This is a genomic window from Salmonella sp. A7 (genome assembly GCF_020181675.1).
In the GTDB taxonomy this organism is placed as follows: Bacteria; Pseudomonadota; Gammaproteobacteria; order Enterobacterales; family Enterobacteriaceae; genus Salmonella; species Salmonella enterica.
The window spans coordinates 3,725,816-3,747,642 of the sequence record NZ_CP084001.1 but is presented as its reverse complement, the minus strand read 5'-3'; the positions used below and the strand labels follow the sequence as shown (position 1 = coordinate 3,747,642).

The 21,827-nt window shown below is 53.9% G+C and carries 19 protein-coding genes; 18 read left to right on the top strand and 1 reads right to left on the bottom strand.

The features are described from left to right. Positions 1-25: 25 nt before the first annotated feature. The gene (gene leuL / locus LCS67_RS18330; protein WP_001575587.1) at positions 26-112 is read right to left on the bottom strand and encodes a leu operon leader peptide; all 87 of its coding nucleotides are present in this window, start codon (positions 110-112) and stop codon (positions 26-28) included. 656 nt (positions 113-768) lie between these two features. On the opposite strand from leuL, the gene leuO reads away from it, so the two are divergent. The 18 genes from leuO to ftsA all read left to right on the top strand — a co-directional run bounded on the left by leuO (position 769) and on the right by ftsA (position 21,822). Further along, positions 769-1,713, top strand: a complete 945-nt coding sequence (gene leuO / locus LCS67_RS18325; RefSeq protein WP_001115418.1) for a transcriptional regulator LeuO — start codon at positions 769-771, stop codon at positions 1,711-1,713. A 321-nt stretch (positions 1,714-2,034) separates the two neighbouring features. Then, on the top strand, positions 2,035-3,759 hold the full coding sequence (gene ilvI, locus LCS67_RS18320) for an acetolactate synthase 3 large subunit (protein ID WP_000425623.1): 1,725 nt from the start codon (positions 2,035-2,037) through the stop codon (positions 3,757-3,759). A 2-nt stretch (positions 3,760-3,761) separates the two neighbouring features. Further along, a complete protein-coding gene (ilvN, locus tag LCS67_RS18315; protein ID WP_001563086.1) occupies positions 3,762-4,253 on the top strand; it encodes an acetolactate synthase small subunit in 492 nt (163 codons plus the stop codon). A 283-nt stretch (positions 4,254-4,536) separates the two neighbouring features. Continuing rightward, positions 4,537-5,541 (top strand): catabolite repressor/activator, encoded by a 1,005-nt coding sequence (gene cra / locus LCS67_RS18310; RefSeq protein ID WP_000762406.1) that lies wholly within the window; start codon positions 4,537-4,539, stop codon positions 5,539-5,541. Positions 5,542-6,146: 605 nt separating this feature from the next. Beyond that, positions 6,147-6,605: a division/cell wall cluster transcriptional repressor MraZ gene (mraZ, locus tag LCS67_RS18305; RefSeq protein WP_000488294.1), complete on the top strand. Its 459-nt coding sequence runs from the start codon at positions 6,147-6,149 to the stop codon at positions 6,603-6,605. Position 6,606: 1 nt separating this feature from the next. Next, positions 6,607-7,548: a 16S rRNA (cytosine(1402)-N(4))-methyltransferase RsmH gene (rsmH, locus tag LCS67_RS18300; protein ID WP_000970443.1), complete on the top strand. Its 942-nt coding sequence runs from the start codon at positions 6,607-6,609 to the stop codon at positions 7,546-7,548. After that, positions 7,545-7,910, top strand: coding sequence for a cell division protein FtsL (ftsL, locus tag LCS67_RS18295; RefSeq protein ID WP_000625651.1), 366 nt, complete (start codon positions 7,545-7,547; stop codon positions 7,908-7,910). Before rsmH ends, ftsL begins: the two co-directional genes overlap by 4 nt. Before the next feature lie 15 nt (positions 7,911-7,925). Next, positions 7,926-9,692 (top strand): peptidoglycan glycosyltransferase FtsI, encoded by a 1,767-nt coding sequence (gene ftsI / locus LCS67_RS18290; RefSeq protein ID WP_000642236.1) that lies wholly within the window; start codon positions 7,926-7,928, stop codon positions 9,690-9,692. After that, the gene (murE, locus tag LCS67_RS18285; RefSeq protein WP_023204299.1) at positions 9,679-11,166 is read left to right on the top strand and encodes a UDP-N-acetylmuramoyl-L-alanyl-D-glutamate--2,6-diaminopimelate ligase; all 1,488 of its coding nucleotides are present in this window, start codon (positions 9,679-9,681) and stop codon (positions 11,164-11,166) included. Before ftsI ends, murE begins: the two co-directional genes overlap by 14 nt. Continuing rightward, positions 11,163-12,521, top strand: a complete 1,359-nt coding sequence (murF, locus tag LCS67_RS18280) for a UDP-N-acetylmuramoyl-tripeptide--D-alanyl-D-alanine ligase (RefSeq protein ID WP_000626640.1) — start codon at positions 11,163-11,165, stop codon at positions 12,519-12,521. The genes murE and murF overlap by 4 nt, the downstream gene beginning before the upstream one ends. Next, positions 12,515-13,597, top strand: a complete 1,083-nt coding sequence (mraY, locus tag LCS67_RS18275; protein ID WP_000964138.1) for a phospho-N-acetylmuramoyl-pentapeptide-transferase — start codon at positions 12,515-12,517, stop codon at positions 13,595-13,597. The genes murF and mraY overlap by 7 nt, the downstream gene beginning before the upstream one ends. A gap of 2 nt (positions 13,598-13,599) precedes the next feature. Continuing rightward, a complete protein-coding gene (gene murD, locus LCS67_RS18270; protein ID WP_031568139.1) occupies positions 13,600-14,916 on the top strand; it encodes a UDP-N-acetylmuramoyl-L-alanine--D-glutamate ligase in 1,317 nt (438 codons plus the stop codon). After that, complete coding sequence (gene ftsW / locus LCS67_RS18265) at positions 14,916-16,160, top strand: cell division protein FtsW (RefSeq protein ID WP_001239803.1); 1,245 nt, start codon at positions 14,916-14,918, stop codon at positions 16,158-16,160. The genes murD and ftsW overlap by 1 nt, the downstream gene beginning before the upstream one ends. After that, positions 16,157-17,224 carry an undecaprenyldiphospho-muramoylpentapeptide beta-N-acetylglucosaminyltransferase gene (gene murG, locus LCS67_RS18260; protein ID WP_000016613.1) on the top strand — a complete coding sequence of 356 codons (1,068 nt, stop codon included), beginning with the start codon at positions 16,157-16,159 and terminating at the stop codon, positions 17,222-17,224. The genes ftsW and murG overlap by 4 nt, the downstream gene beginning before the upstream one ends. 118 nt (positions 17,225-17,342) lie before the next feature. Continuing rightward, entirely contained in the window at positions 17,343-18,818 is a 1,476-nt protein-coding gene (gene murC, locus LCS67_RS18255) for a UDP-N-acetylmuramate--L-alanine ligase (RefSeq protein WP_023213698.1), read from the top strand. Then, positions 18,811-19,731, top strand: a complete 921-nt coding sequence (locus LCS67_RS18250) for a D-alanine--D-alanine ligase (RefSeq protein WP_000763897.1) — start codon at positions 18,811-18,813, stop codon at positions 19,729-19,731. Before murC ends, LCS67_RS18250 begins: the two co-directional genes overlap by 8 nt. Before the next feature lies 1 nt (position 19,732). After that, the gene (ftsQ, locus tag LCS67_RS18245; RefSeq protein WP_000075728.1) at positions 19,733-20,563 is read left to right on the top strand and encodes a cell division protein FtsQ; all 831 of its coding nucleotides are present in this window, start codon (positions 19,733-19,735) and stop codon (positions 20,561-20,563) included. After that, positions 20,560-21,822, top strand: a complete 1,263-nt coding sequence (ftsA, locus tag LCS67_RS18240; protein WP_000588463.1) for a cell division protein FtsA — start codon at positions 20,560-20,562, stop codon at positions 21,820-21,822. The genes ftsQ and ftsA overlap by 4 nt, the downstream gene beginning before the upstream one ends. Positions 21,823-21,827: the final 5 nt, after the last annotated feature.

Sequence of the window (21,827 nt, the reverse complement as noted above, 5' to 3'; positions counted from 1 at the left end):
GGGTTTTGTTTGACTTCGAGCTGACTTAATGTTGAATGCCGCCCACCGGTCTACCGCGCACAATAAATGCGTTGAGTAGTAGTAGCCCAGTGAAACGAACGATATGTGACATTAATTCAGCTCCAGCGAATGCGATATGCTTTTAGTGGTACTGGATATGCCGTTTAATGTCAACTCTGATTTCTGTCGCCATTGCATTTTGTTGACCATATCCGGATACGTACTTTAGCTAATTGTGCTGGGCTGCGCGTCCAATAAAGGATAAAAGAACGAGTGGACATTCATACTTTTCATTGTTTGAAATATTTAGGCATTTTTGTTTGCAAATTGGTTAGGGGAATGGCCTGTTAAAGGTATGCTAAAGGTTTGGTTTATCTTTTTGATTTATTTTATATTTTAACAAATAACCTTGTTTACTTAATGGATAAGGATAAAGTTATTGATAAATTAATGTTAACTTTTTAGCTATTAATAATATAAACATTTAATTGAAACTTAAATGATCATTCACTTGGTGTATGATTGTGTATTCGCCATAGTTATGGTTATATTGCTTGCGTAATTTAAACATTATGAATCGCAATGGTGTGACTCAGGACACATTACGCTTGCGCTGGCATTCTATTTGTCTCTGTCAGCGTCTTTATGTTTTCCGAATTTTAACGCTTTCCCTTTTTCTTATTTTATATGCATGGTAAATCATATTTTCAGGAATTATTTCTGCCTTCAGCCAGAAAAAGGGAGTTAAGCGTGACAGTGGAGTTAAATATGCCAGAGGTCAAAACCGAAAAGCCGCATCTTTTAGATATGGGCAAACCACAGCTTCGCATGGTTGATTTGAACCTATTGACCGTGTTCGATGCGGTAATGCAAGAGCAGAATATTACGCGCGCCGCCCACACGCTGGGAATGTCGCAGCCTGCGGTCAGTAACGCCGTAGCGCGTCTGAAGGTTATGTTTAATGACGAACTTTTTGTTCGATATGGACGAGGAATTCAGCCGACTGCCCGTGCATTTCAGTTATTTGGTTCAGTCCGTCAGGCGTTGCAATTGGTGCAAAATGAATTGCCGGGATCGGGGTTTGAGCCGACCAGCAGCGAACGTGTATTCAATCTTTGCGTGTGCAGTCCGCTGGATAATATCCTGACGTCACAGATTTATAATCGTGTAGAAAAAATTGCGCCAAATATTCATGTCGTTTTTAAAGCGTCGTTGAATCAGAATACTGAGCATCAGTTACGCTATCAGGAAACCGAATTCGTTATTAGTTATGAAGAATTCCGTCGTCCTGAGTTTACCAGCGTACCGCTATTTAAAGATGAAATGGTTTTAGTCGCCAGCCGAAAACACCCGCGTATTAGCGGCCCGCTACTGGAAGGCGATGTTTATAATGAACAACATGCGGTTGTTTCTCTCGATCGTTATGCGTCATTTAGTCAGCCGTGGTATGACACGGCGGATAAACAGTCGAGCGTGGCTTATCAGGGCATGGCGCTTATCAGCGTTCTGAACGTGGTTTCGCAGACGCATTTGGTCGCTATTGCCCCGCGCTGGCTGGCGGAAGAGTTTGCGGAATCGCTGGATCTGCAAATATTGCCGTTGCCTTTAAAACTGAATAGCCGGACATGCTACCTTTCCTGGCATGAAGCGGCTGGGCGTGATAAAGGGCACCAATGGATGGAAGATTTATTAGTTTCTGTTTGTAAGCGATAAAACCGGGCAGAATAAATCAGAAACAAATTCTGGTTTATTCTGCTTTTTATCGTATATCAAAAATTTTATGCTGAATTAACGGTGAGCGATTCTTTTCGTCGCTGTGAAAAATAGATGAATTGCTGTAAGTCTGCATTTATAAGCGATTATTTATTACCTGGTGTGATTCAGACGGAGTATTTCTCCATTTCTTCTCTTCTTGCCTCCTGATTATTCTAACCTTCCCCATCTTTACGTCATTCCACCCAATTGCCAGGCGTGATAGCGAGCGGTTAAGGTGTCCGTCAAACCGTGATGACAGGTATAAAGTGGAGGCAAGCCGTGGAGATGTTGTCTGGAGCCGAGATGGTCGTCCGATCGCTTATCGATCAAGGCGTAAAGCAGGTGTTCGGCTATCCTGGAGGCGCAGTGCTTGATATTTATGATGCGCTACATACCGTTGGAGGGATCGATCATGTGCTGGTGCGTCATGAGCAGGCTGCGGTGCATATGGCGGATGGCCTGGCGCGAGCCACTGGCGAGGTTGGCGTGGTGCTGGTGACTTCCGGACCGGGAGCGACCAATGCGATTACCGGGATTGCTACGGCCTATATGGATTCCATTCCGCTGGTGATTCTTTCCGGCCAGGTCGCCACCTCATTGATTGGCTATGATGCCTTTCAGGAGTGCGACATGGTGGGGATTTCCCGACCGGTGGTCAAACATAGCTTCCTGGTCAAACAGACGGAAGATATTCCCCAGGTGCTTAAAAAGGCCTTCTGGCTGGCGGCAAGCGGACGTCCTGGGCCGGTGGTCGTGGATTTGCCAAAAGATATTTTGAATCCGGCGAAAAAAATGCCGTATGCCTGGCCGGAAACGGTCAGTATGCGCTCTTACAATCCCACAACATCAGGTCATAAAGGACAAATTAAGCGTGCCTTGCAAACGCTGGCGTCGGCAAAAAAGCCGGTGGTCTATGTTGGGGGAGGGGCGATAAGCGCGGCCTGCTATACGCCGCTGCGCCACATCATTGAAACCTTTAACCTGCCGGTGGTCTCTTCATTAATGGGACTGGGCGCGTTTCCTGCTACTCATCGCCAGTCGTTAGGAATGCTGGGAATGCATGGCACTTATGAAGCCAATATGACCATGCATAACGCCGACGTGATTTTCGCTGTTGGCGTACGATTTGACGACCGCACGACGAATAATCTCGCTAAATATTGTCCGAACGCGACGGTATTACACATCGACATTGACCCGACGTCCATATCCAAAACGGTTAACGCTGATATCCCGGTGGTGGGCGATGCCCGCCTGGTACTGGAACAAATGCTGGAGCTACTGGCGCAGGATGCGCCGTCTCAGCCGCAGGATGATATTCGTGACTGGTGGCAGCAGATAGAGATCTGGCGCGCCCGTCAGTGCCTGAAATATGACGCGGAAAGCGAAAGCATTAAACCCCAGGCGGTGATTGAAACCCTCTGGCGTCTGACGAAGGGCGACGCTTACGTGACGTCCGATGTAGGACAACACCAGATGTTTGCCGCCCTCTACTACCCGTTCGATAAACCACGTCGCTGGATTAATTCCGGCGGGCTCGGCACGATGGGTTTTGGCCTACCGGCTGCGCTGGGCGTTAAAATGGCCCTGCCGAAAGAAATGGTGGTCTGCGTGACCGGCGATGGCAGTATACAGATGAACATTCAGGAGCTATCGACAGCCTTACAGTATGAACTGCCGGTACTGGTTCTGAATCTGAACAACCGTTATCTGGGGATGGTGAAACAGTGGCAGGATATGATCTATTCCGGTCGCCATTCTCAGTCTTATATGCAGTCGTTACCGGATTTTGTGCGCCTGGCGGAAGCATATGGCCATGTTGGGCTGCAGATTAACCGTCCGGATGAGCTGGAAAGTAAACTCAGCGAAGCCCTTGAGCATGTGCGTAATAACCGACTGGTGTTCGTCGATGTCACCGTTGATGGCAGCGAGCATGTCTATCCGATGCAGATTCGCGGGGGCGGGATGGACGAAATGTGGTTAAGCAAAACGGAGAGGACCTGATGATGCGCCGGATTTTATCGGTATTACTGGAAAACGAATCTGGGGCGTTATCGCGGGTTATCGGCCTCTTTTCGCAACGCGGATATAATATTGAAAGCCTGACCGTCGCGCCGACGGACGATCCGACGTTGTCGCGCATGACTATCCAGACGGTAGGCGATGAAAAAGTGCTTGAGCAAATTGAAAAGCAACTGCACAAGCTGGTTGATGTGCTGCGCGTCAGCGAGCTGGGACAGGGAGCGCACGTTGAGCGGGAAATCATGCTGGTGAAAATCCAGGCCAGCGGCTACGGACGGGAAGAGGTGAAGCGTAATACGGAAATTTTCCGTGGTCAGATTATTGACGTTACGCCAACGCTGTATACCGTTCAACTGGCGGGCACCAGCGATAAACTGGATGCTTTTCTGGCCTCGCTGCGCGACGTGGCGAAAATTGTTGAAGTGGCGCGTTCAGGCGTCGTCGGGCTTTCGCGCGGTGATAAGATTATGCGCTGAGCAGATTCGCCGGATGACGACGCGATTGCGTTTTATCCGGCCAACAGGCTGATATCTGGCCCAGGTCCGATAAGCGTAACGCCATCTGGCAGGTTTGCCGGATATCAGCCAACAGGAATTATCGCCCAACCCAATATCACCGGTTGGGCTTTTTTTTGCGAAATCCGTGGTAACCCGGAATAAAAGCGGTTGCCGGAGTGATCAAACTGCGCTTAGATGTTAACGATTTTAACCCATGCCGACATAAAGGTTATGGTTTGTACAATTTACACAAGGGGCAATTGTGAAACTGGATGAAATCGCTCGGCTGGCCGGTGTCTCGCGCACAACTGCAAGCTACGTTATAAACGGTAAAGCAAAGCAATACCGCGTGAGCGACAAAACCGTAGAAAAAGTCATGGCGGTAGTGCGTGAGCACAATTACCATCCTAACGCTGTGGCTGCCGGGCTGCGTGCTGGACGCACACGTTCCATTGGTCTGGTGATCCCGGACCTTGAAAACACGAGCTACACCCGTATCGCAAACTATCTTGAGCGCCAGGCACGCCAGCGTGGCTACCAACTGCTGATCGCCTGTTCTGAAGATCAGCCGGATAACGAAATGCGCTGCATTGAGCACCTTTTGCAACGCCAGGTGGATGCAATCATTGTTTCAACTTCGTTACCGCCGGAGCATCCCTTCTATCAGCGCTGGGCCAACGATCCGTTCCCCATCGTCGCGCTCGACCGCGCGCTGGATCGCGAACATTTCACCAGCGTGGTCGGCGCCGATCAGGATGATGCCGAGATGTTGGCGGAAGAGCTGCGTAAATTCCCGGCGGAAACGGTGCTTTATTTGGGCGCGCTGCCGGAGTTGTCTGTCAGTTTCCTGCGCGAGCAGGGGTTCCGCACCGCATGGAAAGACGATCCGCGGGAGGTGAATTTCTTATATGCCAACAGCTATGAGCGCGAAGCCGCCGCGCAGTTGTTTGAGAAATGGCTAGAAACGCATCCTATGCCGCAGGCGCTCTTTACGACATCGTTCGCGCTATTACAGGGCGTGATGGACGTTACGCTGCGGCGCGATGGAAAACTGCCCTCGGATTTAGCGATTGCGACCTTCGGCGATCATGAGCTGCTGGATTTTCTGCAATGCCCGGTACTGGCGGTGGCGCAGCGTCATCGTGATGTCGCGGAACGCGTGCTGGAGATTGTGCTGGCAAGTCTTGATGAACCGCGTAAACCGAAACCCGGCTTAACGCGTATTCGGCGAAACCTGTATCGTCGCGGCATTCTGAGCCGTAGCTAAAGGACCGGCGGTGAAAGACTCTCTCTTCTGCCGCCGTCAAACAAATGCGTATCAGTAAAAATATCCCTTAAATAATTAAGATTATTCCTTAAAATTATCCGAAAATTCTTTTTTATTACCTTTCTTTTGTCCGAAATCGTCCATATTCCACTAATTAAGACGTAACGAGTCTTTTCCTTTGTCTTGTTTTGTTACAAGCAGGCAAGAAATCGTCGAATTAACAGCCACTTTTTGTCTTTGGCGCGACAGTCGCTCGTAGGCGCTGGTATAGCAGGCGCTGCACACGTTAAACAGGCACTGTTAACACGGTGCAATATGTCCTAAAATGCCGCTCGCGTCGCAAACTGACACTTTATATTTTTCTCGGATTATATTGAGTCCGTTTTAAACGGCGGTGGGTCTTTGGTTTTTTTCTTACAAATATTCATAACGTTAATTTGGCTTGCGCGCTGGACGGAAATTAATCAACGCAGATATTCGCCGTAAACATTGGCTTTTTTACTTCGGTAAGCGTTGTGACTTGCTTGACAAGCTTTTCCTCCGCTCCGTAAACTCCTTCGAGTGGGAATTTGTGGGATAAAGTGGTAAGAAGGGGTGAGACTGGCATGTTCCGGGGGGCAACGTTAGTCAATCTCGACAGTAAAGGGCGCCTGACCGTGCCGACCCGTTATCGGGAGCAACTGATCGAGAGCGCTACCGGTCAAATGGTATGTACCATTGACATCCATCACCCATGCCTGCTGCTTTACCCCCTGCCTGAATGGGAAATTATTGAGCAAAAGTTATCTCGTCTGTCGAGCATGAACCCGGTAGAACGTCGCGTACAGCGTTTACTGTTGGGCCATGCCAGCGAATGTCAGATGGATGGTGCAGGTCGATTACTGATCGCGCCAGTTCTGCGGCAACATGCCGGACTGACGAAAGAAGTGATGCTGGTTGGACAGTTCAACAAATTTGAGCTGTGGGATGAAACGACCTGGTATCAACAGGTCAAGGAAGATATCGACGCTGAACAGTCAGCTACCGAAACGTTATCGGAGCGGCTGCAGGACTTGTCTCTATAAGATGATGGAAAATTTTAAACACACTACGGTACTGTTGGATGAAGCCGTTAATGGGCTGAATATTCGTCCGGATGGTATCTATATTGATGGCACATTTGGTCGCGGCGGCCACTCGCGCCTGATCCTCTCGCAACTGGGCGAAGAGGGGCGCTTGCTGGCGATCGATCGCGATCCGCAGGCGATCGCCGTTGCGCAGACCATTAATGATCCTCGCTTCTCCATCATTCATGGACCTTTTTCCGCGTTGGCTGATTATGTAGCCGAGCGCGAGCTTACCGGCAAGATTGACGGGATCCTTCTCGATCTTGGCGTCTCTTCTCCGCAGCTTGACGATGCGGAGCGCGGTTTTTCATTTATGCGCGACGGTCCGCTGGATATGCGAATGGACCCCACGCGCGGCCAGTCTGCCGCCGAGTGGTTACAAACGGCGGAGGAGGCGGATATCGCCTGGGTGCTGAAAACATTCGGCGAGGAGCGTTTTGCCAAACGTATTGCTCGCGCCATTGTTGAGCGCAATCGCGAACAGCCGATGACCCGCACCAAAGAGCTGGCGGAAGTGGTTGCGGCGGCGACCCCGGTAAAAGACAAATTCAAACATCCCGCGACCCGTACCTTCCAGGCGGTGCGCATCTGGGTAAACAGTGAACTGGAGGAGATAGAGCAGGCGCTAAAAAGCTCGCTCAGCGTACTGGCCCCAGGCGGGCGGCTTTCAATCATCAGTTTCCACTCGCTGGAAGACCGTATTGTGAAACGCTTTATGCGTGAGCAAAGCCGCGGTCCGCAGATACCGGCGGGATTACCGATGACGGAAGCGCAGCTCAAAAAACTGGGCGGTCGTGAGTTACGAGCGTTAGGCAAGTTGATGCCGGGTGAAAAAGAGGTAGCTGAAAATCCTCGGGCCCGTAGTTCAGTTCTGCGTATCGCAGAGAGGACGAACGCATGATCAGCAGAGTGACAGAAGCCCTAAGCAAAGTGAAGGGATCGATAGGAAGCAACGAGCGCCATGCCTTGCCTGGCGTGATCGGTGACGATCTTTTGCGGTTCGGGAAGCTGCCACTCTGCTTGTTCATTTGCATCATTTTAACGGCGGTGACGGTGGTCACGACGGCGCACCATACTCGTTTACTCACCGCGCAGCGTGAACAACTGGTTCTGGAGCGCGATGCATTGGACATTGAATGGCGCAACCTGATCCTTGAAGAAAATGCGCTCGGCGATCACAGCCGGGTGGAGCGGATCGCAACGGAAAAGCTGCAAATGCAGCATGTTGATCCGTCCCAAGAAAATATCGTAGTGCAAAAATAAGGATAAACGCGACGCATGAAAGCAGCGGCAAAAACGCAAAAATCGAAACGCCAGGAAGAACAGACCAACTTCATCAGTTGGCGTTTTGCGTTGCTATGCGGCTGTATTTTACTGGCGCTGGTTTTTTTACTTGGACGCGCGGCGTGGCTACAGATTATCGCCCCGGATATGCTGGTGCGTCAGGGCGATATGCGTTCGCTGCGTGTTCAGGAAGTCTCCACCTCACGCGGTATGATTACCGACCGTTCCGGGCGTCCACTGGCGGTCAGCGTACCGGTTAAGGCGATCTGGGCCGACCCGAAAGAAGTTCATGACGCCGGCGGCATCAGCGTCGGCGATCGCTGGAAAGCGCTTTCTACTGCGCTCAATATTCCGCTCGATCAGCTCTCCGCCCGTATCAACGCCAACCCGAAAGGGCGTTTTATTTATCTGGCGCGCCAGGTAAATCCTGACATGGCGGACTACATCAAAAAACTCAAACTGCCGGGGATTCATTTGCGTGAAGAGTCCCGCCGCTACTACCCGTCAGGAGAAGTAACCGCTCACCTCATCGGTTTTACCAACGTCGACAGTCAGGGGATTGAAGGCGTTGAAAAGAGCTTTGATAAGTGGCTTACCGGTCAGCCTGGCGAGCGAATCGTGCGTAAAGACCGCTATGGTCGCGTGATTGAGGATATCTCCTCCACTGACAGTCAGGCAGCGCACAACCTGGCGTTAAGCATTGATGAACGCTTACAGGCGCTGGTTTACCGCGAACTGAACAACGCGGTGGCGTTTAACAAGGCGGAATCCGGTAGCGCGGTGCTGGTCGATGTCAATACCGGTGAAGTACTGGCGATGGCGAATAGCCCTTCCTATAACCCCAACAACCTTGCCGGTACGCCGAAAGACGCGATGCGTAACCGTACCATCACCGACGTGTTTGAACCGGGTTCTACGGTTAAGCCGATGGTGGTGATGACCGCGCTTCAGCGCGGTATCGTCAACGAAAATACGGTGTTGAATACCGTTCCATACCGAATTAACGGCCACGAAATTAAAGACGTGGCGCGCTACAGCGAATTAACCCTGACCGGGGTTCTACAGAAGTCGAGTAACGTCGGCGTATCCAAACTGGCGTTAGCGATGCCGTCCTCAGCGTTAGTAGATACTTACTCACGTTTTGGGCTAGGAAAGGCGACCAATTTGGGGTTGGTCGGAGAACGCAGTGGCTTATATCCTCAAAAACAACGGTGGTCCGACATAGAGAGGGCCACCTTCTCTTTCGGCTACGGGCTAATGGTAACGCCGTTACAGTTAGCGCGAGTCTATGCAACGATCGGCAGCTATGGCATTTATCGCCCGCTGTCGATTACCAAAGTTGATCCGCCTGTACCCGGCGAACGCATCTTCCCTGAATCCACCGTACGCACCGTGGTGCATATGATGGAAAGCGTGGCGCTGCCGGGCGGCGGCGGCGTGAAGGCGGCAATTAAAGGCTACCGTATCGCGATTAAAACCGGTACGGCGAAAAAAGTGGGGCCGGACGGTCGCTACATCAACAAATACATTGCTTACACCGCAGGCGTCGCGCCTGCGAGTCAGCCGCGCTTCGCGCTGGTGGTTGTCATCAACGATCCGCAGGCGGGTAAATACTACGGCGGCGCCGTTTCCGCGCCGGTATTTGGTGCCATCATGGGCGGCGTTCTGCGCACCATGAACATCGAACCGGACGCGCTGACAACGGGCGAAAAAAATGAATTCGTAATTAATCAAGGCGAGGGAACAGGTGGCAGATCGTAATTTGCGCGACCTTCTTGCTCCGTGGGTGGCTGGACTACCCGCGCGAGAACTGCGAGAGATGACGCTCGACAGCCGTGTGGCTGCGGCGGGCGATCTCTTTGTGGCAGTGGTGGGTCATCAGGCGGACGGGCGTCGATATATCCCGCAGGCGATAGCGCAAGGCGTAGCTGCCATTATTGCAGAGGCGAAAGACGAGGCGAGCGACGGTGAGATTCGCGAAATGCACGGCGTACCGGTCGTCTATCTCAGCCAGCTCAATGAGCGTTTATCTGCGCTGGCGGGCCGCTTTTACCATGAGCCATCTGAAAACATGCGTCTGGTGGCGGTGACCGGCACCAATGGCAAGACCACCACTACTCAACTACTGGCGCAGTGGAGCCAGTTGCTCGGCGAAACCAGCGCAGTGATGGGAACGGTAGGCAACGGACTGTTGGGTAAAGTGATCCCGACGGAGAACACAACCGGTTCCGCTGTGGATGTTCAGCATGTGCTGGCCAGCCTGGTTGCGCAGGGCGCGACCTTCGGCGCGATGGAAGTCTCTTCTCACGGCCTGGTGCAGCATCGCGTGGCGGCGCTGAAATTTGCCGCCTCCGTGTTTACTAATTTGAGCCGCGACCATCTCGACTATCATGGCGATATGGCGCATTACGAGGCGGCAAAATGGATGCTTTATTCCACCCACCATCACGGTCAGGCAATCGTCAACGCCGATGATGAAGTTGGACGCCGCTGGCTGGCGTCGCTACCCGATGCGGTCGCGGTATCAATGGAAGGGCATATCAACCCTAACTGTCACGGTCGTTGGCTGAAAGCGGAGGCGGTGGATTACCACGACCGCGGAGCGACGATTCGTTTTGCTTCAAGCTGGGGTGAAGGCGAAATCGAAAGCCGCCTGATGGGCGCGTTTAACGTCAGCAACTTACTGCTGGCATTGGCGACGCTACTGGCGCTGGGCTATCCGTTAACGGATTTGCTGAAAACCGCCGCGCGTTTGCAGCCGGTTTGCGGACGTATGGAAGTATTCACTGCGCCAGGCAAACCGACGGTGGTGGTGGATTACGCGCACACGCCGGATGCGCTGGAAAAAGCGTTGCAGGCGGCGCGCCTGCACTGCGCCGGAAAATTGTGGTGCGTCTTTGGCTGTGGCGGGGATCGTGACAAAGGTAAGCGCCCACTCATGGGGGCCATTGCCGAAGAATTCGCGGATATCGTCGTGGTGACTGACGATAACCCGCGTACCGAGGAGCCGCGCGCCATTATCAACGATATTCTGGCCGGAATGCTGGACGCCGGGCAGGTCAGGGTAATGGAAGGCCGCGCTGAGGCGGTAACCAATGCCATTATGCAGGCAAAAGACAATGACGTCGTGCTGATTGCAGGTAAAGGGCACGAGGATTACCAGATTGTCGGCACGCAGCGTCTTGATTATTCAGACCGCGTGACCGCAGCGCGTTTGCTGGGGGTGATCGCATGATTAGCGTAACGCTCAGCAAAATTGCCGATGTCCTTGGCGCCGAACACCGCGGGGCGGATCTCACGCTCGATACGGTCATTACCGACACACGGAAAGTGACGCCGGGATGCCTGTTCGTGGCGCTGAAAGGGGAACGCTTTGATGCGCATGATTTTGCTGATAAAGCAAAAGCGAACGGCGCTGGCGCTCTGCTGGTCAGTCGTCCTCTGGATATCGATCTTCCGCAGGTGATTGTAAAAGACACGCGTCAGGCATTTGGCCAACTGGCCGCCTGGGTACGTATGCAGGTACCGGCGCGGGTGGTGGCGTTAACCGGTTCGTCCGGCAAAACCTCGGTCAAAGAGATGACCGCCGCGATTCTTAGCCAGTGCGGAAATACTCTGTATACCGCAGGCAATTTTAACAACGACATCGGCGTGCCGATAACGCTGCTGCGCTTAAACCATGATTATGACTATGCGGTAATCGAGTTAGGCGCTAACCACCAGGGAGAAATCGCCTGGACCGTTAGCCTGACGCGCCCGGAAGCGGCGCTGGTCAATAACCTGGCGGCGGCGCATCTGGAAGGTTTCGGCTCGTTGGCCGGCGTGGCGAAAGCGAAAGGCGAAATCTATACCGGTTTGCCTGAGAACGGTATCGCGATTATGAATGCCGATAATAATGACTGGCTGAACTGGCAAAGCATTATTGGCGATCGTCAGGTGTGGCGCTTTTCGCCGAATGCGGCAAACAGCGACTTTACCGCTGCGAATATCCACGTGACGTCACACGGTACCGAATTTACCCTGCAAACGCCGATGGGCAGCATTGATGTGCTGCTGCCGTTGCCGGGGCGGCACAATATTGCCAACGCGCTGGCGGCCGCTGCTTTATCAATGGCGGTGGGGGCGACGCTGACGGCGGTTAAAGCAGGGCTGGCGGCGTTAAAAGCTGTACCCGGGCGTCTGTTCCCGATTCAGCTAAGTGAAAACCAACTGGTACTGGATGACGCTTATAACGCCAACGTCGGTTCGATGACCGCCGCAGTGCAGGTCCTTTCTGAAATGCCCGGCTACCGCGTGCTGGTGGTAGGCGATATGGCCGAGCTGGGCGCAGAAAGCGAAGCGTGCCACCTCCAGGTTGGCGAGGCCGCAAAAGCGGCGGGTATTGATCGCGTGTTAAGCACCGGAAAACTCAGTCAGGCTATCAGCCACGCCAGCGGCGTCGGCGAACATTTTGCCGATAAAGCCGCGCTCATTGCGCGTTTACACGCTCTGCTTCAGGAGCAACCAATGATGACTATTTTAGTGAAAGGATCACGCAGCGCCGCGATGGAAGATGTGGTTCATGCGTTACAGGAGAAAGGTTCATGTTAGTTTGGCTGGCCGAGCATTTGGTCAAATATTATTCCGGCTTTAACGTCTTTTCTTATCTGACGTTTCGCGCCATCGTCAGCCTGTTGACCGCGCTGTTCATCTCTTTATGGATGGGCCCGCGTATGATCGCTCGTCTGCAAAAACTCTCTTTTGGCCAGGTGGTACGTAACGATGGCCCGGAATCGCACTTCAGTAAACGCGGTACGCCGACGATGGGCGGCATCATGATCCTGACGGCGATTGTGATTTCCGTTCTGTTATGGGCTTACCCGTCTAACCCGTACGTCTGGTGCGTGCTGGTGGTATTGATTGGCTACGGCATTATCGGTTTTGTCGATGACTACCGCAAAGTGGTGCGGAAAGATACCAAAGGGCTGATTGCGCGCTGGAAATATTTCTGGATGTCGGTTATCGCGCTCGGCGTGGCCTTTGCGCTTTATCTCGTCGGGAAAGACACGCCCGCGACCCAACTGGTGGTGCCGTTCTTTAAAGATGTTATGCCGCAATTGGGGCTGTTTTACATTTTGCTGTCCTACTTTGTCATCGTCGGTACGGGTAACGCCGTAAACCTGACCGACGGGCTTGATGGTCTGGCGATTATGCCGACTGTTTTCGTTGCTGCCGGCTTTGCGCTGGTGGCCTGGGCGACCGGGAACATGAACTTCGCCAATTACCTGCATATTCCGTATTTACGCCATGCGGGCGAGCTGGTGATTGTCTGTACGGCGATTGTCGGCGCGGGATTAGGATTTTTGTGGTTTAACACCTATCCGGCGCAGGTTTTTATGGGCGATGTCGGATCGCTGGCGTTGGGCGGCGCGTTGGGCATTATCGCCGTGCTGCTGCGTCAGGAGTTCCTGCTGGTGATCATGGGCGGCGTCTTTGTGGTGGAAACTCTGTCGGTCATCCTGCAGGTGGGTTCCTTTAAACTACGCGGACAGCGTATTTTCCGTATGGCGCCTATCCATCACCACTATGAACTGAAAGGCTGGCCGGAACCGCGCGTGATTGTGCGCTTCTGGATTATTTCGCTGATGCTGGTGCTGATTGGCCTGGCAACGCTGAAGGTACGTTAATCATGGCTGATTACCAGGACAAAAACGTCGTCATTATCGGTCTGGGCTTAACCGGACTCTCTTGCGTGGACTTTTTCCTTGCCCGCGGCGTGACGCCGCGGGTGATGGATACTCGCGTGACGCCGCCGGGTCTGGATAAGCTGCCGCAAGAGGTTGAGCGTCACGTTGGCGGCCTGAACGACGAGTGGCTCTTAGCGGCGGATTTAATCGTCGCCAGCCCTGGCATCGCCCTGGCGCATCCCTCTCTTAGCGCTGCCGCCAGCGCTGGAGTGGAAATTGTCGGCGATATCGAACTGTTTTGCCGCGAAGCGCAAGCGCCGATTGTGGCCATCACCGGCTCGAACGGCAAAAGCACCGTGACCACCTTAGTGGGCGAGATGGCGAAAGCGGCGGGCGTCAATGTCGGCGTTGGCGGCAATATCGGTCTTCCGGCGCTGATGCTGTTGGATGCCGATCGCGAATTGTACGTGCTGGAATTATCCAGTTTCCAACTGGAAACTACCTCAAGTTTGCAAGCGGCGGCGGCAACGGTGCTCAACGTCACTGAAGATCATATGGACCGATATCCGTTTGGTTTGCAACAGTACCGGGCGGCGAAACTGCGCATCTACGAGAAGGCGAAAGTGTGCGTAGTGAATGCCGATGACGCGTTGACGATGCCGGTACGCGGGGCCGATGAACGCTGCGTCAGCTTTGGCGTCAATATGGGTGATTATCACCTTAATCGTCAGCAGGGCGAAACCTGGCTGCGAGTCAAAGGCGAGAAGGTGCTGAACGTGAAAGAGATGAAGCTTTCCGGTCAGCATAACTATACCAATGCGTTAGCGGCGCTGGCGCTGGCGGATGCCGTAGGTTTGCCGCGCGCCAGCAGTTTGAAGGCGTTGACGACATTTACCGGTCTGGCGCATCGCTTCCAGCTGGCGTTGGAGCATAACGGCGTACGTTGGATCAATGACTCGAAAGCGACCAACGTCGGCAGTACCGAAGCGGCGCTAAACGGTTTGCATGTGGACGGTACGTTACATCTGCTGCTGGGCGGCGACGGTAAGTCGGCAGACTTTTCTCCGCTGGCGCGCTATCTGATCGGCGACCGTATCCGCCTGTATTGCTTTGGGCGCGATGGCGCGCAGCTTGCCGCACTGCGTCCGGAAATCGCCCAACAGACTGAGACGATGGAAGAGGCGATGCGTTTGCTGGCGCCGCGCGTTCAGCCGGGTGATATGGTGCTGTTGTCGCCCGCCTGCGCCAGCCTCGATCAGTTTAAAAATTTTGAGCAACGGGGCGATGTCTTTACCCGTCTGGCGAAGGAGTTAGGTTGATGCGTTTATCTCTCCCCCGTCTGAGAATGCCGCGCGTACCAGGCTTTGGCCTCCTGGCCTGGCTGTTTGCGGCGCTTAAAGGCTGGGTGATGGCTTCGCGCGATAAAGACGCCGACAGTCTGATCATGTATGACCGCACGCTGCTATGGCTGACCTTCGGGCTGGCGGCGATTGGTTTTGTCATGGTGACGTCGGCCTCCATGCCAGTCGGGCAGCGCCTGGCGAACGATCCGTTTTTGTTTGCCAAACGTGATGCGCTCTATATCTTCCTGGCATTTTGTCTGGCGATGGTCACGCTACGTTTGCCCATGACCTTCTGGCAAAAATACAGCACGACGATGCTGATTGCGTCGATCATTATGCTGCTTATCGTGCTGGTCGTCGGGAGCTCGGTCAACGGGGCGTCGCGCTGGATTGCGCTGGGGCCGCTGCGTATTCAGCCTGCGGAGTTTACCAAGCTGTCGCTGTTCTGCTACCTCGCGAACTATCTGGTGCGTAAGGTTGATGAGGTGCGAAATAACCTGCGCGGCTTTTTAAAACCAATGGGCGTGATTCTGGTGCTGGCGGTGTTACTGCTGGCGCAACCTGACCTCGGGACGGTGGTCGTACTGTTTGTCACCACGCTGGCGATGCTGTTTCTCGCCGGGGCGAAATTATGGCAGTTCATCGCCATTATCGGGATGGGCATCTCGGCGGTGATTCTGTTAATCCTCGCCGAACCGTATCGTATTCGCCGCGTTACCTCGTTCTGGAACCCCTGGGAAGATCCGTTCGGCAGCGGTTATCAGCTGACGCAGTCGCTGATGGCTTTTGGTCGCGGTGAGATATGGGGGCAAGGGCTGGGGAATTCGGTGCAGAAACTGGAGTATTTGCCGGAGGCGCACACCGATTTCATCTTCGCCATTATTGGGGAAGAACTGGGTTATATCGGTGTGGTATTGGCGCTTTTAATGGTATTCTTCGTCGCTTTTCGCGCGATGTCGATTGGCCGTAAGGCATTGGAGATTGACCACCGTTTTTCCGGATTTTTAGCGTGTTCTATCGGTATTTGGTTTAGTTTCCAGGCGCTGGTAAACGTTGGCGCGGCCGCGGGGATGCTGCCGACCAAAGGTCTTACGCTGCCGCTGATCAGTTATGGCGGGTCGAGTCTGTTGATTATGTCGACGGCCATTATGTTTTTATTACGTATTGATTATGAAACGCGTCTGGAAAAAGCGCAGGCGTTTACACGAGGTTCTCGATGAGTGGTCAACCGAAGCGGTTAATGGTGATGGCGGGCGGTACCGGCGGGCACGTGTTCCCGGGACTGGCCGTTGCGCATCATTTAATGGCCCAGGGCTGGCAGGTTCGCTGGCTGGGTACCGCCGATCGTATGGAAGCGGATTTAGTGCCGAAGCATGGCATCGATATTGACTTTATTCGGATCTCCGGTCTGCGCGGCAAAGGCGTAAAAGCGCTTCTGGCGGCGCCGCTGCGGATTTTTAACGCCTGGCGGCAGGCGCGGGCGATCATGAAGCGGTTTAAGCCGGATGTCGTGCTGGGAATGGGCGGTTATGTTTCCGGCCCCGGCGGTCTTGCCGCCTGGTCATTGGGTATTCCGGTCGTCTTGCATGAGCAAAACGGTATCGCCGGACTAACCAATCAGTGGCTGGCCAAAATCGCGACCACGGTGATGCAGGCGTTTCCCGGTGCGTTCCCGAACGCGGAAGTGGTGGGTAACCCGGTGCGTACCGACGTACTGGCGTTGCCGTTGCCGCAGGTGCGTCTGGCCGGTCGTGACGGTCCGATTCGCGTGTTGGTGGTCGGCGGTTCTCAGGGGGCGCGAGTCCTGAACCAGACGATGCCGCAGGTTGCCGCCAGACTGGGCGATACGGTTACAATCTGGCATCAAAGCGGAAAAGGCGCGCAGCTCACGGTAGAGCAGGCATATGCCGGGGCGGGACAACCGCAACATAAGGTAACGGAATTTATCGATGACATGGCCGCCGCCTATGCGTGGGCGGATGTGGTGGTATGTCGTTCCGGCGCTTTAACGGTGAGCGAGATCGCCGCCGCCGGATTACCGGCGATATTCGTGCCGTTTCAGCATAAAGACAGGCAGCAGTACTGGAATGCGCTGCCGTTAGAAAACGCCGGCGCAGCTAAGATTTTTGAGCAGCCGCAGTTTACTGTAGAGGCTGTCGCCGACACCCTGGCGGGGTGGTCGCGCGAGGCGTTGTTAACCATGGCGGAGCGTGCCCGCGCGGTATCCATTCCGGATGCTACCGAACGCGTCGCCAGTGAAGTCAGCCGGGTTGCCCGGACATAATTTGTGGCGGTGCCTTTTGCATCGCAGGGTTTTTCTACCCTCAATAATTTGGGTTGCAGGCAAGCCAACGCATCTGCAATTTGAAGTATGGCGGGTATTGGAGTTAATGGCGTAAAGAATGAATACACAACAACTGGCAAAACTGCGTTCCATCGTGCCCGAAATGCGTCGCGTTCGGCACATTCACTTTGTCGGCATCGGTGGTGCTGGTATGGGCGGTATTGCCGAAGTTCTGGCCAATGAAGGGTATCAGATCAGTGGTTCCGATTTAGCGCCGAATCCGGTGACCCAGCAGTTGACGAGCCTGGGGGCGACGATTTTCTTTAATCATCGTCCGGAAAATGTGCGTGATGCCAGCGTGGTCGTCGTTTCCAGCGCAATTTCCGCGGATAACCCGGAAATTGTCGCGGCGCATGAAGCGCGTATTCCGGTTATTCGCCGTGCGGAAATGCTGGCGGAACTGATGCGTTTTCGCCACGGCATCGCCATTGCCGGGACGCACGGAAAAACCACAACGACCGCGATGGTGTCCAGTATTTATGCCGAAGCGGGGCTGGACCCGACTTTCGTGAATGGCGGACTGGTGAAAGCCGCAGGCGTTCATGCGCGTCTGGGCCATAGTCGTTACCTGATTGCCGAGGCAGATGAGAGCGACGCGTCCTTCCTGCATTTGCAGCCGATGGTCGCGATCGTCACTAACATCGAAGCCGACCATATGGATACCTATCATGGCGACTTTGAAAATTTAAAGCAGACGTTTATTAACTTCCTGCATAACCTGCCGTTCTACGGTCGCGCGGTAATGTGCGTCGACGATCCGGTCATCCGCGAGTTGCTGCCGCGGGTGGGGCGTCAGATCACGACGTATGGCTTTAGCGAGGATGCTGACGTCCGCGTAGAAGATTATCAGCAGATTGGGCCGCAGGGGCACTTTACGCTGTTGCGCCAGGGAATGCCGGATCTGCATGTCACGTTGAATGCGCCGGGTCGCCACAATGCCCTGAATGCCGCCGCGGCAGTGGCGGTAGCGACCGAAGAAGGCATCGACGATGACGCTATCCTGCGCGCGCTGGAAAGCTTCCAGGGGACCGGGCGTCGTTTTGACTTCCTCGGCGAGTTCCCGCTTGAGCCGGTGAATGGTAAAGCCGGGACGGCGATGCTGGTGGATGACTATGGCCATCATCCGACCGAAGTAGACGCCACCATTAAAGCTGCGCGAGCAGGGTGGCCGGATAAAAACCTGGTGATGCTGTTTCAGCCGCACCGTTACACGCGCACGCGCGATCTGTATGACGATTTCGCCAATGTGCTGACCCAGGTTGATGCGCTGCTGATGCTGGACGTTTACCCGGCGGGCGAAGCGCCGATTCCGGGCGCGGATAGCCGCTCTTTATGTCGCACGATTCGTAATCGGGGAAAAATTGACCCGATTCTGGTTTCCGATCCGGCTCAGGTTGCGACAATGTTAGCGCCGGTGCTGACGGGTAACGACTTGATATTAGTGCAAGGCGCAGGAAATGTTGGCAAAATTGCGCGTTACTTATCTGAAATCAAGCTGAAGCCGCAAATCCAGGAGGAAGAACAACATGGCTGATAAAATCGCGGTCCTGTTGGGCGGAACCTCTGCGGAGCGGGACGTTTCGTTAAATTCCGGCGCGGCAGTGTTGGCCGGGTTACGTGAAGGCGGCATTGATGCGCATCCCGTCGATCCGCAAGAGGTCGATGTCGCGCAGCTTAAAGCAATGGGCTTTCAGAAGGTCTTTATTGCGTTGCATGGCCGCGGCGGTGAAGATGGCACCTTACAGGGAATGCTTGAACTGCTCGGCCTGCCTTATACCGGCAGCGGTGTGATGGCCTCGGCGCTTTCAATGGATAAACTGCGCAGTAAATTGCTGTGGCAGGGCGCAGGCTTACCGGTTGCGCCGTGGGTCGCGCTGACGCGCGCTGAGTTTGAAAAAGGCCTTAGCGAAGAACAAAAAGCGCGAATTTCGGCGCTGGGTTTACCGCTAATTGTCAAACCCAGCCGTGAAGGCTCCAGCGTCGGTATGACGAAAGTAGTAGAAGAAAATGCTTTACAGGGTGCGTTATCATTGGCTTTTCAGCATGATGACGAAGTACTGGTTGAGAAATGGCTGTGCGGTCCGGAATTTACGGTGGCGATAGTTGGCGAAGAAATTTTACCGTCAATTCGTATCCAACCGGCAGGAACCTTCTATGATTATGAGGCGAAGTATCTCTCTGATGAGACTCAGTATTTCTGCCCTGCCGGTTTAGAAGCGTCCCAGGAAGCCGCGCTACAGTCTCTCGTCCTGCAGGCATGGAAAGCTTTAGGCTGCACGGGATGGGGGCGTATTGACGTCATGCTGGACAGCGATGGTCAGTTTTATCTGCTGGAAGCCAATACTTCTCCGGGGATGACCAGCCATAGTCTGGTGCCGATGGCGGCGCGTCAGGCGGGAATGAGCTTCTCGCAGTTAGTGGTACGAATTCTGGAGTTGGCGGACTGATATGTCGCAGGCTGCGCTGAACACGCGAAACAGTGATGAAGAGACGCCTTCTTCACGCCGCAATAATGGAACGCGTCTTGCAGGAATTTTATTCCTGCTGACGGTACTGTGCACCGTGTTTGTTAGCGGGTGGGTCGTGTTAGGGTGGATGGAAGATGCGCAGCGTTTACCGTTATCAAAGCTGGTATTAACCGGCGAGCGTCACTACACGCGTAACGATGATATCCGTCAGGCGATACTGGCTCTGGGCGCGCCGGGAACCTTCATGACGCAGGATGTGAACATTATCCAGAGCCAGATTGAGCGTTTGCCGTGGATTAAACAGGCCAGCGTCAGAAAACAGTGGCCTGATGAATTGAAGATTCATCTGGTTGAATATGTGCCGATTGCGCGTTGGAATGATCAACATATGGTCGATGCTGAAGGGAACACCTTCAGCGTGCCGTCAGACCGCATCGGCAAACAGGTTTTACCCATGTTGTATGGCCCGGAAGGCAGCGCGAGTGAAGTGTTGCAGGGATACCGCGAGATGGGGCAGGTGCTGGCTAAGGATAAATTCACTCTAAAGGAAGCGGCGATGACCGCACGTCGCTCCTGGCAATTGACGCTTAATAACGGCATTAAGCTCAATCTCGGCAGGGGCGATACGATGAAAAGGTTGGCTCGCTTTGTAGAACTCTATCCGGTTTTACAGCAGCAGGCGCAAACCGATGGCAAACGGATTAGCTACGTTGATTTGCGTTATGACTCAGGTGCGGCAGTTGGCTGGGCGCCGCTCCCCCCTGAGGAATCTAATCAGCAACAGAATCAGGCACAGGCAGAACAACAATGATCAAGGCGACGGACAGAAAACTGGTAGTAGGACTGGAGATTGGCACCGCGAAGGTTGCCGCTTTAGTAGGGGAAGTTCTGCCCGACGGTATGGTCAATATCATTGGCGTGGGCAGTTGCCCATCGCGGGGTATGGATAAAGGCGGGGTGAATGACCTTGAGTCAGTGGTGAAATGCGTTCAGCGCGCCATTGACCAGGCGGAATTGATGGCTGATTGCCAGATCTCCTCGGTATATCTGGCGCTTTCCGGCAAACATATTAGCTGTCAGAATGAAATTGGTATGGTGCCCATTTCCGAAGAGGAAGTGACGCAGGAAGATGTGGAAAACGTCGTGCATACTGCGAAGTCAGTGCGCGTGCGCGATGAACATCGCGTGCTGCATGTGATTCCTCAGGAGTACGCCATTGACTACCAGGAAGGCATTAAAAATCCGGTCGGTCTTTCCGGCGTGCGTATGCAGGCGAAAGTACATTTGATTACCTGCCACAACGATATGGCAAAAAACATTGTCAAAGCTGTTGAACGTTGTGGTCTGAAAGTTGACCAACTGATATTTGCCGGACTGGCGGCCAGTTATTCCGTGTTAACGGAAGATGAACGTGAACTGGGCGTCTGTGTCGTGGATATCGGCGGTGGTACAATGGATATCGCCGTTTATACTGGCGGCGCGCTGCGTCATACCAAAGTGATCCCTTACGCGGGGAACGTGGTGACCAGCGATATCGCTTATGCCTTTGGTACGCCGCCGAGCGATGCTGAAGCCATTAAAGTCCGCCACGGTTGCGCGCTGGGTTCCATCGTCGGTAAAGACGAGAGCGTTGAAGTACCGAGCGTAGGCGGGCGTCCGCCGCGCAGCCTGCAACGTCAGACGCTGGCGGAAGTGATTGAGCCGCGTTACACCGAGCTGCTCAATCTGGTCAACGAAGAGATATTGCAATTACAGGAACAGCTTCGCCAACAAGGGGTAAAACATCACCTGGCGGCGGGGATTGTGTTAACCGGCGGAGCGGCGCAAATCGAAGGGCTTGCTGCTTGCGCTCAGCGCGTGTTTCATACGCAGGTGCGTATCGGCGCGCCGCTGAATATCACCGGTCTGACGGATTATGCCCAGGAGCCGTATTACTCAACGGCGGTGGGATTGCTTCACTACGGGAAAGAGTCCCACTTAAACGGTGAAGCAGAAGTGGAAAAACGTGTTACGGCATCAGTTGGCTCGTGGATCAAGCGACTTAATAGCTGGCTGCGAAAAGAGTTTTAATTTTT

Bases quoted from the DNA above. Each gene is read 5' to 3' on its own strand.
- leuL (WP_001575587.1), bottom strand. From the start codon at position 112: ATGTCACATATCGTTCGTTTCACTGGGCTACTACTACTCAACGCATTT.
- leuO (WP_001115418.1), top strand. From the start codon at position 769: ATGCCAGAGGTCAAAACCGAAAAGCCGCATCTTTTAGATATGGGCAAA.
- ilvN (WP_001563086.1), top strand. From the start codon at position 3,762: ATGCGCCGGATTTTATCGGTATTACTGGAAAACGAATCTGGGGCGTTA.
- mraZ (WP_000488294.1), top strand. From the start codon at position 6,147: ATGTTCCGGGGGGCAACGTTAGTCAATCTCGACAGTAAAGGGCGCCTG.
- rsmH (WP_000970443.1), top strand. From the start codon at position 6,607: ATGATGGAAAATTTTAAACACACTACGGTACTGTTGGATGAAGCCGTT.
- ftsL (WP_000625651.1), top strand. From the start codon at position 7,545: ATGATCAGCAGAGTGACAGAAGCCCTAAGCAAAGTGAAGGGATCGATA.
- ftsI (WP_000642236.1), top strand. From the start codon at position 7,926: ATGAAAGCAGCGGCAAAAACGCAAAAATCGAAACGCCAGGAAGAACAG.
- murF (WP_000626640.1), top strand. From the start codon at position 11,163: ATGATTAGCGTAACGCTCAGCAAAATTGCCGATGTCCTTGGCGCCGAA.
- mraY (WP_000964138.1), top strand. From the start codon at position 12,515: ATGTTAGTTTGGCTGGCCGAGCATTTGGTCAAATATTATTCCGGCTTT.
- murD (WP_031568139.1), top strand. From the start codon at position 13,600: ATGGCTGATTACCAGGACAAAAACGTCGTCATTATCGGTCTGGGCTTA.
- ftsW (WP_001239803.1), top strand. From the start codon at position 14,916: ATGCGTTTATCTCTCCCCCGTCTGAGAATGCCGCGCGTACCAGGCTTT.
- murG (WP_000016613.1), top strand. From the start codon at position 16,157: ATGAGTGGTCAACCGAAGCGGTTAATGGTGATGGCGGGCGGTACCGGC.
- murC (WP_023213698.1), top strand. From the start codon at position 17,343: ATGAATACACAACAACTGGCAAAACTGCGTTCCATCGTGCCCGAAATG.
- LCS67_RS18250 (WP_000763897.1), top strand. From the start codon at position 18,811: ATGGCTGATAAAATCGCGGTCCTGTTGGGCGGAACCTCTGCGGAGCGG.
- ftsQ (WP_000075728.1), top strand. From the start codon at position 19,733: ATGTCGCAGGCTGCGCTGAACACGCGAAACAGTGATGAAGAGACGCCT.
- ftsA (WP_000588463.1), top strand. From the start codon at position 20,560: ATGATCAAGGCGACGGACAGAAAACTGGTAGTAGGACTGGAGATTGGC.